Origin of the sequence: Bradyrhizobium sp. WU425, assembly GCF_021052305.1 — a bacterium.
Taxonomy (GTDB): Bacteria; Pseudomonadota; Alphaproteobacteria; order Rhizobiales; family Xanthobacteraceae; genus Bradyrhizobium; species Bradyrhizobium canariense_D.
Genome location: NZ_CP088089.1, coordinates 5,774,738 through 5,786,608, shown reverse-complemented (window position 1 = coordinate 5,786,608; position 11,871 = coordinate 5,774,738). Strand labels below are relative to the sequence as shown.

11 protein-coding genes are annotated in these 11,871 nt (G+C 65.4%); 1 reads left to right on the top strand and 10 read right to left on the bottom strand.

Annotated features, from left to right (window positions below):
- Positions 1-2 precede the first annotated feature (2 nt).
- Entirely contained in the window at positions 3-749 is a 747-nt protein-coding gene (gene cnbZ, locus BcanWU425_RS28010; protein WP_204510606.1) for a 2-amino-5-chloromuconate deaminase CnbZ, read from the top strand.
- Here the strand turns inward: cnbZ and BcanWU425_RS28005 are convergent.
- The 10 genes from BcanWU425_RS28005 to BcanWU425_RS27960 all read right to left on the bottom strand — a co-directional run bounded on the left by BcanWU425_RS28005 (position 746) and on the right by BcanWU425_RS27960 (position 11,871).
- Positions 746-1,633 (bottom strand): ABC transporter permease, encoded by an 888-nt coding sequence (locus tag BcanWU425_RS28005; protein ID WP_085352146.1) that lies wholly within the window; start codon positions 1,631-1,633, stop codon positions 746-748. The two genes, cnbZ and BcanWU425_RS28005, sit on opposite strands and share 4 nt — an antisense overlap.
- Positions 1,634-1,637: 4 nt before the next feature.
- Positions 1,638-2,579, bottom strand: a complete 942-nt coding sequence (locus BcanWU425_RS28000) for an ABC transporter permease (protein WP_018457044.1) — start codon at positions 2,577-2,579, stop codon at positions 1,638-1,640.
- A 31-nt stretch (positions 2,580-2,610) separates the two neighbouring features.
- Positions 2,611-4,122 (bottom strand): ABC transporter substrate-binding protein, encoded by a 1,512-nt coding sequence (locus BcanWU425_RS27995; protein WP_204510607.1) that lies wholly within the window; start codon positions 4,120-4,122, stop codon positions 2,611-2,613.
- Positions 4,123-4,145: 23 nt separating this feature from the next.
- A complete protein-coding gene (locus tag BcanWU425_RS27990; RefSeq protein WP_204510608.1) occupies positions 4,146-5,246 on the bottom strand; it encodes an ABC transporter ATP-binding protein in 1,101 nt (366 codons plus the stop codon).
- Positions 5,246-6,235 carry an ABC transporter ATP-binding protein gene (locus BcanWU425_RS27985; protein WP_085362287.1) on the bottom strand — a complete coding sequence of 330 codons (990 nt, stop codon included), beginning with the start codon at positions 6,233-6,235 and terminating at the stop codon, positions 5,246-5,248. The genes BcanWU425_RS27990 and BcanWU425_RS27985 overlap by 1 nt, the downstream gene beginning before the upstream one ends.
- The gene (locus BcanWU425_RS27980; protein WP_085362288.1) at positions 6,232-6,942 is read right to left on the bottom strand and encodes a DUF1028 domain-containing protein; all 711 of its coding nucleotides are present in this window, start codon (positions 6,940-6,942) and stop codon (positions 6,232-6,234) included. Before BcanWU425_RS27980 ends, BcanWU425_RS27985 begins: the two co-directional genes overlap by 4 nt.
- Positions 6,943-6,951: 9 nt before the next feature.
- Positions 6,952-8,757 (bottom strand): gamma-glutamyltransferase family protein, encoded by a 1,806-nt coding sequence (locus BcanWU425_RS27975; protein ID WP_018457039.1) that lies wholly within the window; start codon positions 8,755-8,757, stop codon positions 6,952-6,954.
- Between the two features lie 81 nt (positions 8,758-8,838).
- Positions 8,839-9,828, bottom strand: a complete 990-nt coding sequence (locus BcanWU425_RS27970; protein ID WP_018457038.1) for an ABC transporter ATP-binding protein — start codon at positions 9,826-9,828, stop codon at positions 8,839-8,841.
- On the bottom strand, positions 9,825-10,811 hold the full coding sequence (locus tag BcanWU425_RS27965; protein ID WP_231188728.1) for an ABC transporter ATP-binding protein: 987 nt from the start codon (positions 10,809-10,811) through the stop codon (positions 9,825-9,827). The genes BcanWU425_RS27970 and BcanWU425_RS27965 overlap by 4 nt, the downstream gene beginning before the upstream one ends.
- Positions 10,812-10,899: 88 nt before the next feature.
- Positions 10,900-11,871: an ABC transporter permease gene (locus BcanWU425_RS27960; protein WP_018457036.1), complete on the bottom strand. Its 972-nt coding sequence runs from the start codon at positions 11,869-11,871 to the stop codon at positions 10,900-10,902.

Below are 11,871 nucleotides of genomic sequence, written 5' to 3'. Positions count from 1 at the left end.
ACATGGTTGGTGAATTCTCCGCCGGCAACTACCGTTTCATTCCGTCCGTATTCCAGTATTCGGCCGGTGCGGCCGCAGACGATGGCTATCAGATCGAGCGCGTCCGCTTCGACCGGCTGGTGCCGCTCGCAGAAGGCTTTGCGCTTGCCGCGAAGCATATCCAGGAGGCGGGGCGGCCGCTGACGGCCTTCTGCGCTTGCGAACTGCGCTCGCCCGCGGCCTTCAGCGAAGAAGGTTTTCGCGCGTTCAACCTGCACTATGTGAAGACGTTGTCCGAATGGGGCATCTTCGACGGCACCACAAATCCGGTGGCGCGCAGCAATGTCTGTCCAGAGATCGATCCACCGGCCGAGCCGTCGTTCTACGCGTTCTCCTTCACGCGGCCGACAAGCTCGAAGACGCCGAGCTTCGTGATTTCCGGCGGCGCCGAGGCGCGCGAGGGCGGCGGGACCTATGTCGAGCGCACCGTGCGCTACCGCGACCTCAGCCCGGAAGGCCTTCGCGAGAAGGTGCGCTTCACGACGACGTCCCAGATGGAGAACAGGATGACGGCCTTCGGCTTCGGCTGGAAGGACACGACCGGCGTGCAGGCCTATTCCGTGCACGACTTCCACCACGCGCTGGTCGACGAACTCGTCCGCCGCGGGGCGTTGCGGTCCGGCCTGACCTGGCACTATGCCCGGCCGCCGGTGGTCGATCTCGAATACGAGATGGATTGCCGCCGCGTGATGCGCGAGGTCGTGATCTAGCGCTGGCGTGGATCGAGCGCGTCGCGCAGGCCGTCGCCGAGCAGGTTCAGCGACAGCACCACGAGGAAGATCGCAAGCCCCGGCCAGATCGCCATCCACGGCGCCTGGGTCAGGAAGCGCTGCGCTGCGTTGAGCATGCTGCCCCAGGATGGCGCCGGCGGCTGCTGGCCGAGGCCAAGGAAGGACAGCGCGGCTTCGGCGATAATGGCGGCCGCAATCGACAGCGTCGCCTGCACTAGCAGCGCCGGCAGGATGTTCGGCAGGATGTGCGAGAACGCGATCCGCCACGGCGGATTGCCGAGCGCGCGCGCCGCCTCGACATAGTCCTCAGCCTTGACAACCAGCACCTGGCCGCGGGTCAGGCGGATGAAAATCGGGGTTGCCGAGATGCCGATCGCGATCATGGCGTTGCCAAGGCTCGGACCGAGGAATGCGGCGAGTGCGATCGCCAGGATCAGGAATGGGCAGGCCAGCATCGCGTCAGTCATCCGGCTGATCAGTGCATCGACGAAGCCGCCGCGATAGCCGGCAAGCAGGCCGAGCGGAACGCCGACGCCCAGAGCGATCGCCACCGAGGTGAGGCCGGCGAGCAGCGAGGCGCGGGCGCCGTAGACGACGCGGCTCAGGATGTCGCGACCGAGCTCGTCGGTTCCGAACCAGTGCGCCGTCGTGGGCGGCTTGCGAACCAGGCTCCAGCTCGTCGCGATGGGATCGTAGGGAACGACGAGCGGCGCGAGAGCCGCGAAGCCGACGAACAAACTGATCATGACAAGTCCGAACACTGCGGCCTTGCGTTTGAACAGGCGCCGCCGGGCGCGACGCGCCGGGCTGTCCAGCTCGTCAGCTTGCGCGATGGGAGCAGCGGGCAGGGCGGCATCGGTCATGAGTCTAGCCCCGTAGCCGCGGATTGACGAGGATGTAGGCGACATCGGCAACCAGGTTCAGTGTGATGTAGACCGTCGCCGTCACCAGCACGACGCCCTGTACCACCGCGTAGTCGCGGTTGAACACGGCGTCCACGATCAGTTTGCCGAAGCCCGGAATGGAGAAGATCTGCTCAGTCAGAACCGCGCCCGACAAGAGCGTGCCGAGCTCGAGCGCGCCGAGCGTAATGATTGGCGTGAGTGCGTTGCGCATGGCGTGCTTGAGGATGACCGAGCGTTCGGACAATCCCTTGGCGCGCGCGGTGCGGACATAGTCGCTTTCCAGCACCTGCAGCATGGCGCTCCGGGTGTGCCGCATTAGGACCGCGGAAATTGCGTTGCCGAGCACGAAGGCCGGCATGATGGTGGCGGCGAGGCTCGCGCGCCAGTTCTCAGTCAACGGCACGTAGCCGGACGCCGGCAGCCAGCCGAGTTCGATCGAGAACAGGAAGATCAGCATGATGCCGAGCCAGAAATTCGGCGTCGAGATGCCCCACAGCGCGAACAAATTGGCACCATAATCCCAGACGGTGCCCCTTTTCACGGCGGAGACGATGCCGGCGGGAATGCCGATCAAGAGCGCGATCAACATTGCCATCGAGCCGAGCTGGAGCGTCACCGGCAGCTTCTGCGCGATCAGCTCGCGCACCGGCATCTTGTTGCGCAGCGATTCACCGAAATTGCCTGATAGAACGCCCTTGAGCCAATAAACGTACTGCACGGGGATCGGCTGATCGAGCCGGTATTGCTGGCGGATCTGCTCGATCACGGCGGGATCGCGCTCCTCACCGGCCATCACCAGCGCTGGATCACCTGGCAACAATTGCTGGAGCGAGAAGATCAGCACCGACACGAAGAACAGTGTCGGCACGATCTGCGCGATGCGGCGGGCGAGGAAGTTCAGCATGGCGCCGGCCGCGTGTCAGGCGAGGCCACGCTCACTTGAACTTCAGCCCGACCACGCGCACGAGCCCGTCGGGCATCTGCCTGTAACCCTGGAGCTTGGTCGTGTGCGCAATCAGAAGCGTGCGGTGGTAGATGTAGATGATCGGCAAATCGTTGAGCACGATCCCGGTCAGCTTTTCGTAGATCGCCTTGCGCTCATCGAATTTGGCGGTCAGCCGGCCGTCTTCCATCAGCTTGTCGGCTTCCGGGTTCGAATAGACGCCATCGTTCTGCGGTGCCTTGCTGCGCATGAAGATGTAGGAGTTGCCGTCGGGATCGATGCGGCCGCTCCAGTTGATCTGGAAGATCTGGAACTCGCCGGCCTGGGCCTGCTTGAAGGTGGTCGCGAATTCGACCGCGCGGATCTTGATGTCGAAGCCCGCTTCCGCCGCCATCGACTGGATCACCTGGGCAACCGCTTCGTTCTCCGCGCCCTTGGGGATCATGTAGCCGACGGTCACCGGCGAGGTGATGCCCGCTTCCTTCAGCAGCGCCTTGGCCTTCGCGACGTCGCGGCCGTGGACCGGGAACGCCTTCTGGTAATAGGGATGTGTCGGGCTGACCCATTGATTGCCTGGGGTGAACTCGCCGTTAAAGACAACTTGGTTGAGAGCTTCGCGATCGATCGACAGATCGAGCGCTTGGCGTACTTTCGCCGACTGGCTGAGCGGCCCCTTTGCTTTGTCGTTGCCGATATTGACGGTCAGGCCGTAATAGCCGAGCTCCGGTGCCGTCGACAGCACGAGCCGCGAATCCGCACGCACGTCCTTGATGTCGGTGGCGAGCACGCGCTCGATCAGATCGAGTCCGCCGGACTTCAGGTTGGCAAGGCGCACCGTGGCGTCAACGATCGGCAGGAAGACCACCCGGTCGATATGGATGTTGTCCTTGTTCCAATAGTCGGCGAATTTTTCGAAGACCATGCGGTCCTGCTGCACGCGCTCGACGAACTTGTAGGGACCGGCGCAGACCGGATGCAGGCCGAACTTGTCGCCGGCCTCCTTGGCAGCCTTCGGCGACACCATCATGCCGGAGCGGTCGGTCAGCTGGGCGATCAGCGGGGAGTAAGGTGTCTTAAGCACCAGCTTGATGGTCAGAGGGTCTACGATTTCGACATGGTCGACGCTGGCGAGCTCGGACTTGCGGAACGAGGTCGGCAGCGTCATGTGACGCTCGATCGAGAACTTTGCGGCTTCCGCGTCGAGCGGCTCGCCGTCGTGGAATTTCACGTTGGGCCGGAGCTTGATCGTCATCTCCTTGCCGTCGGGCGAGGTCTCATGCGACAGCGCGAGCTGCGGCACGATGTTGAGCTTCTCGTCGATGTCGAACAGCTTGTCGCAGAAGGCGGAGAACACGATGCGGCCGACATAGGTGCGGCCGATGCTGGGATCGAGGATGTCAGGATCCTCGGCGATGCCGATGCGAAGTGTGGTCTGGGCTTGGGCCGCGCCTACGAGCGACGTCAGCAATGCCGACGCCAGGAGTGCCAAACGCATAGGACTCATCGCTCTCAACCTCTGTTTTACGGCTATGCCGGGTTCGTCCCCAATGAACTAACCCCGCTGCCGCGGACTGCTTCCGGGCCGCCGCTGAAGGCGGCGACCAATTTTTCGAGAACCGGGGAGAAGCCGCCGTCCGTTGGGACGATCGCCTCGGACGACGGCAGTTCCGACGTTCGGTGGCATGCCGTTGCATGTCCGATGCCATCCTGCACGAGCTGAGGCATTTCGTTGCGGCAACGGTCGACCACGTAGGGGCAGCGGGTGTGGAAGCGGCATCCCGGCGGCGGATTGAGCGCGCTGGGGATTTCGCCCTGCAGCACAATGCGGCCGCGCTTTGCCCGCGGTTTAGGCACGGGAATCGCGGACAATAGAGCCCGGCTGTAGGGATGACGCGGTGCGGCAAACAGCGCGTCCGCCGCCGCCGTCTCGACGATCTGGCCGAGATTCATCACCGCCACGTGGTCGGCGATGTGCTTGACCACCGCGAGGTCGTGCGAGACGAAAATGTAGGCCAGCCCGAGCCGGTCCTGCAGCTCGCGCAGCAGATTGAGGATCTGCGAGCGGATCGAGACGTCGAGCGCCGAGACCGGCTCATCGCAGATGATCAGTTTCGGCTCGACCGCGAGCGCGCGGGCGATGGCGATACGCTGGCGCTGGCCGCCGGAAAACTCGTGCGGGTAACGACGCGCCAGCCGCGGCTCCAGCCCGACCAGCCGCAGGATCTCCTCGACGCGTTCGCGCCGCCGGGCGGGCGGCACCAGATTGTGCAGCGCCAGCGGCTCGGTCAGGATCTGGCCGACGGTCATGCGCGGATTGAGCGAGGCGTAGGGGTCCTGGAAGATGATCTGCGCCTCGCGGCGAAAGGCGCGCAGTGCGCCGGCGTCGAGCGAGAGCAGATCGCGGCCTTCGAAACGGATCGTGCCTGCATCCGGCTCGATCAGCCGCAGCACCAGGCGGCTAACGGTGGATTTGCCGCAGCCGGATTCACCGACCAGCGCTAGCGTCTTGCCGGCATCGAGCGAGAAGGAAACGCCATCGACCGCTTTGACATGCGCCAGCGCCCGGCCGAACAGCGAACGCTCGGCGACGAAATGCTTGAGCAGACCCTGAACCTCGAGCAGAGCCATCACGACACCAGACGTTCGAGCGGAGCGCGCAGGCAGCGCGAGAGGTGGCCGGGGCTGACTTCGAGCAGCGGGGGCGGCGCCTTGGTGCAGGCGTCCAGCACGAAGGGGCAGCGTGCGGCGAAGCGGCATCCCGCGGGCGGCTGCATCATGTTCGGGACCATGCCCTCGATCGTGGCGAGCTGGTCGGCGCGATGGTCAAGCCGCGGGATCGAGCCGAGCAGGCCGACGGTGTAGGGATGCTGCGGCGCTGAGAACAGCTCGTCCACCGGCGCGCGCTCGACGATCTCGCCGGCATACATCACCGCGACCTCGTCGCAGACTTCGGCGACGACGCCGAGATCGTGGGTGATCAGGATGATGGCAGCGCCGCTCGCCGCCTTCAATTCGCGCATCAGCTCCAGGATCTGCGCCTGCAGCGTGACATCGAGCGCGGTGGTCGGCTCGTCCGCGATCAGCAGCCGCGGGTCGCAGGCGAGCGCCATCGCGATCATGACGCGCTGGCGCATGCCGCCGGAGAGCTTGTGCGGATATTCGTCGATCCGCCGCTCGGGCGAGGGGATGTGGACGCGACGCAGCAGATCGATCGCCCGCTCGCGCGCACTCCTGCGCGAACCGCCGCGGTGGCGCAAAATCGTCTCGATGATCTGGTCGCCGATGGTGAAGCTCGGATTGAGCGAGGTCATCGGCTCCTGAAAGATCATCGCGAGCCGGTTGCCGCGGAGGTCCCGCAGCGTCTGGTCCGACGTCTTAAGCAGGTCGAAACCGTCGAAGCGGATCGCGCCGGAGATCTCCGCGCTCTGCTTCGGCAGCAGGCCCATGATCGCCAGCGACGTCACGCTCTTGCCGCAGCCGGATTCGCCGACGAGGCCGAGCGTCGCGCCATTGGCGACGCTGAGATCGACGCTGTCGACCGCATGGGTGACGCGGCCGTCGTCGCCGTGAAAACGAATGCGCAGATCGCTGATCTCGATGAGGGGGCTCGGGTTCATGAGCGTATTGCGCGCGCTGCGGCGATGCTGGCGTCGATGACGCTGCGATCGGTGTTGCCGGCAGGGTTCTGCCGGGTTGGCATGGAAACGCGGAAGTGGACCCAGAGTTCGTGGCTGACGCGCTCGAGCCGCTCGAGCTCGCCGAGCGGATCGGGATGATCGTCGGCGCGCAGGTCCAGCGCCGGCCATTCCTCCTCGCCGTGGATCAGGAGCGCGGCGGACTGCTTGCCGCGCTTGTCGCCGCCAGCGGCCTCGCCCGCGCGCAGCGCGGCAAGCAGGCGGCGCGGGAAGGGCAGGCTGTCATTGGCGATATAGGTTTTTGCGGTCTCGTCGAGCACGTCGGCGCCCGCGAGCATGTTGCCGGCGATCGAGAAGCCGCTGCCCGCAATGTGCCCGCACCAATCCACGCAGTCGCGCCCGGTATGCGCGGCAATCGCGCCGCTGGCGTCCATGATGTGAATCTGGCGGCTCTCGCGGCCGTCGTCGGTCGCGAGCAGGGCGGCCAGCACGTCGTGCGCGTTGAGGCCCTCACGCAGCAGCTTGACGCCGTCGATACCGTAATAAGGATTGACGAAAGCCTGCGTCGCGATGGCGCCAAGGCCCGCCGCGATGTAGGGGACACGCGCGCCGACGGCGAAGAAGCGCGTGGCAACGGCGATGCCAAACTGGCCGGTAGCAGAATCGCGCGCGATGATCGACCAGGTCATGTGCTGCCTTTAGCGTCCTGCGGCGTAGCCCTGCATGCCGCGCGGATTGGCGGCGGCGCGGCGGCGCGGACCGACGCGCGAGGCCGCGGTGAGGCGGCCTTCGGACCAGTCCGGACCGACCTCGACGATATGTCCGCGCTCACGCAGGTTCTCGATCGTCGCCTTCGGCACGCGGTTCTCGATCACGAGCACGCCGGGGCGCGCGGTGCGGGGCCAGAACGAGATCGGGAAATGCTCGGAATGCCAGGCCGGCGCGTCGATCGACTCCTGGAGATTGAGATTGCAGTGGACGTGTCGGAGGAAAAACTGCGTGATCCACTGGTCCTGCTGGTCGCCGCCGGGCGAGCCCCAGGCGAGATAAGGCTCGCCGTCGCGCAGTGCCATGGTCGGCGACAGCGTGGTGCGGGGCCGTTTGCCCGGCGCGAGCGAGCTCGGTTGGTTCTCCTCCAAATCGAACATTTGTGCGCGGCTGCCGAGGCAGAAACCCAGCTCGGGAATGACAGGCGAGGATTGCAGCCAGCCTCCCGACGGCGTCGAGGACACCATGTTGCCGACCTTGTCAATGATGTCGAAATGCACGGTGTCGCCGCGCACCTCGCCGAAGCGCCCCACGGTTGGCTCGCCGGCGCCGAGCGCGCCGACGGCCTCGCGCTGGCCCTCAGCTCGGCGCAGCTTGACCACGCCGCCAAGGCCCTCGACCGTGCCGGGCCGGAGATCGAGCGAAGCTTTCTCGGTAACCAACTTACGACGTTCGTCGTTATAGGCATCTGACAGCAGCGTTGCGATCGGGATTTCGCTGAACTTGGGGTCGCCGTAGAATTTTTCGCGATCGGCAAAGGCGAGTTTTGCGCATTCGATCTGGAGATGGATGAACTCCGGTCCGGTCGGATCGAGCCCATCGAGGGCAAAGCCCTTCAGCAGCGCGAGTTGCTGCAGCGTCACGGGACCCTGGCTCCAGACCCCGGCCTTGCAGACCGTGTAGCGGCCATAATCGTAGGTGAGCGGAGCCTCGACCGTCGGCTGCCAGCGCGCCATGTCGTCGGCCGACAGCACACCGCGATGCGGCGAGCCGCTGACGTCCATCACGTCCTGCGTCCGGCAGAATTTGTCGATGGCTTCCGCGACGAAGCCCTGCGACCAAGCCTTGCGTGCGCGCTCGATCTCGGCATCGCGGCCGCCGCCGCCGCTTTCGGCCTCGCTCAGGATTCGCGCATAGGTCGCCGCAAGTGTCTTGTTGGTGAAGAGCGTGCCGGGCTTTGGCACTTCGCCGTTCGGGAGATAGACGGCGGCCGATGTCGGCCAGTGCGTGCGGAATAATTGCTCGACGGTCTGGATCGTGGCGCAGGCGCGCTCGACCAGCGGATAGCCGTCGCGCGCATAGGAGATCGCGGGCTCCAGCACATCGCGCACGCGCATCGTGCCGTAGTCACGGAGCAGCATCATCCAGGATTCGAAGGTGCCGGGGACGCAGGCCGCGAGCAGGCCGGTGCCGGGCACCATGTCGAGGCCTTCGCTCTTGTAATGCGCGATGGTGGCGCGGGCCGGTGCCGGGCCCTGGCCGCAGATCACCTCGGTGCGGCCGCGCTTCACGTCGTGCACGATGATCGGAACGTCGCCGCCGGGGCCGTTCAGATGCGGCTCGACCACCTGGAGCGTGAAAGCGGTGGCGACGCCGGCGTCAAAGGCATTGCCGCCCTTTTCCAGAAGGGCCATCCCGATAGCGGTCGCGATCCAGTGCGTGGTCGCAACGACCCCGAAGGTGCCTTCGATCTCGGGGCGTGTCGTGAAGGGATCGGGATTGACGATGCTGGCCATGGACTACCTCATTTGCGGCGCGCGCAATTGATCACAGGGCCAGGCCGCCGCCAAATGCGCAGGCTGCATGGCACGCGCGCGTCACGCCGGTACCGGCGCGGTGTTGACCGCGTGGCAGGCGACGCCGTCGATCAATTCAGGTGCTTCCCTACGGCAGAGATCGAACGCCAGCGGGCAGCGCGGATTAAAGGCGCACCCGGACGGCGGGTTGATCGGGTTCGGGATCTCGCCCTTCACGGGGATGCGCTGGCGGCCGCTCATGGCAAGATCAGGCACGGCGCCAAGCAGCATCTTGGTATAGGGCATGCGCGGATGGGCAAACAGCTCGCGCCCTTCCGCGATCTCGACGATGCGGCCGAGATACATCACACCGACGCGGCTCGCCATGTGGCGGACGACGGCGAGGTTGTGGCTGATGAACATGTAGGTCAAGCCGAACTTGTCCTGGAGGTCGCGCATCAGGTTCAGGATCTGCGCCTGCACGGAGACGTCAAGCGCGGAGGTCGGCTCGTCGCAGACGATAAACTCCGCGTCGGAGGCGAGCGCGCGCGCGATCGCGATGCGCTGACGCTGGCCGCCCGAGAATTCGTGCGGAAATTTCAACCTGTCGTCGGGATGCAGGCCGACGAGGGTGAGAAGCTCTCCGACCCGCGCCTGGATGTCGCGCTCGCCCTCGATCAGGTCGAACGCGCGGATTGGCTCGGAGATGATGGCGTCGACTCGGAAGCGTGGGTTCAGGCTCGCATAGGGATCCTGAAAGATCATCTGGATGCGGCGGCGCAGTTTCCGCCGCGCCTGGGCCTGCCGCGGATCGGTCATTGAGATGCCGTCGATCAAGACGTTGCCGGAGCTTGGCGGCAGCAAGCCGACGACCATCCGCGCCACCGTGGTCTTGCCCGAGCCGGATTCGCCGACCAGTGCAAAGGTCTCGCCCTTCCTGATGTCGAAGGTGACGCCATCGACGGCCTTGAGATATTCGAGCTGCCCGCCTTCGAGCATGCGGTTGAGCCAGGGTTTCGAGACGTCGAAGACGCGGCGCAGATTCGTGGCCTGGATGAAGGGAGCGCTCATGCCGCGCTCTCCGCCGGCACGCCGTCATAGAGATGGCAGGCGACGGCTTGCGTGCCGCGCGGCAGCGGCTCCGGCCTCTCCACGCGGCATCGGTCGAATGCGAATGCGCAGCGCGGATTGAACGAACAGCCGCGCGGGATCGCCGGCAGGCGCGGCATGGAGCCGGGGATCTGCACCAGACGCTTGTCGTCGCCGGCAAGCGTCGGGATCGCGCCCATCAGGCCCTTGGCGTAGGGGTGCAGCGGGTTCCTGACCACGTCCTGCACCGGACCGATCTCGGCGACGCGGCCGGCATACATCACCGCGACCCGGTCGGAGGTCTCGGCGATCACGCCCATGTCGTGGGTCACCAGCATCACCGCAGTGCCGTGATCGCGGCCGAGACGCTTGATCAGCGAGATGATCTGCGCCTGCACGGAAACGTCGAGCGCGGTGGTCGGCTCGTCGGCGATGATCAGCTCCGGTTCGGCGCAGATCGCGAGCGCAATCACCACGCGCTGGCGCATGCCACCGGAGAATTCGTGCGGATAGCCGTCGATGCGCTTTTCCGGAGCCGGGATTCCAACTTCGGCGAGCAGGTCGATGGCTCGGCGGCGGGCGGCGGTCTCGGACAGGTTCAGATGCGTTCTGATCGTCTCGATGAGCTGGTCGCCGACGCGGTAGAGCGGATTGAGCGAGGTGAGGGGGTCCTGGAAGATCATGCCGATCCGCTTTCCCCGGATACGGCGCAGCTCCTCCGCCGGCAAATTGTCGATGCGCAGGCCCGCAAGGCGAATCTCGCCGCCGGCGATGCGGCCCGGCGGATCGATCAGGCCGATCACAGCCAAGCCTGTGACGGACTTGCCGGCGCCGGATTCGCCGACCACGCCGAGTACCTCGCCCTTGGCGATGTCGAAGGAGACGCCATCGATGGCGCGTAGCGTGCCGCGGCGGGAGGCGAACTCGACCTGAAGATTACGCACGGAGAGGATGGGGTCGGTCATGAGCGAGACGCTCTCATCCAGGTTTTGCTCATCCGAATCATGCTCATCCAAGTCTCGCTCATCCGAGTCTTGCTCATCGAAATGTTGTTCATCGGAGCTTCGGGTTGAGCGCGTCGCGCAGCCAGTCGCCGAGCAGGTTGATCGACAGGATCAGGGCAGCGAGCGCGATACCAGGGAAGGCCACAATCCACCATTCGCCCGCGAACAGGTAGTTGTTGCCGATGCGGATCAACGTGCCGAGCGAGGGCATTGTGTCGGGCAGGCCGACGCCAAGGAAGGACAGCGTTGCCTCGGTGATGATGGCGAGCGCAAGGTTGATCGTGGCGATGACCAGGATCGGACCCATCGTGTTTGGCAGCACATGGCGGAACATGATCTTTGGTGCGGGAAGGCCGATCAATTGCGCGGCCGCCACGTAATCCTTGTTCTTCTCGACCATCACGGAACCGCGCACCGTGCGGGCATACCCGACCCAGAAACTCAGGCCAATCGAGATCACCAGCACCACCAGCATGCTGGTTGCATCCAGCCGGTTGCCGAGGATCGATTTGGCGATGCCGTTGACCAGCAGCGCGATCAGGATGGCGGGAAAAGTGAGTTGCACGTCGGCGATCCGCATGATCACGCCGTCCACCGCGCCCCCGAAATAGCCGGCGACCAGGCCAAGCGCGATGCCGAGCGCGCCGGCGAAGATCACGCCGGCCACGCCGACGGCGAGCGAGATGCGCAGCCCGTAGAGAATGGCGGAGAACACGTCGCGGCCCTGCTCGTCGGTGCCGAGCAGGAACGGGCTCTGCCCCTCGGCGGTCCAGAGCGGTGAGATCCGGGAATTCATCAATTGGAGCTGTGCCGGATCGAACGGGTCCTGCACCGCGAGCGCGGAGGCAAAGATCGCGAGCAGGAAGAACAGCACGGTAATGACTGCCGCCACCATGGTCAGCTTGGATCGGCGAAACGAATAGAAGATGTCGCTGTTGAGTGCGCGACTGAACCAGCTGCGGGCGGCATGCGTCGGCAGCGTGCTCGGCTTGTCGGGATGAGAGGCGACCACTTCGGACAT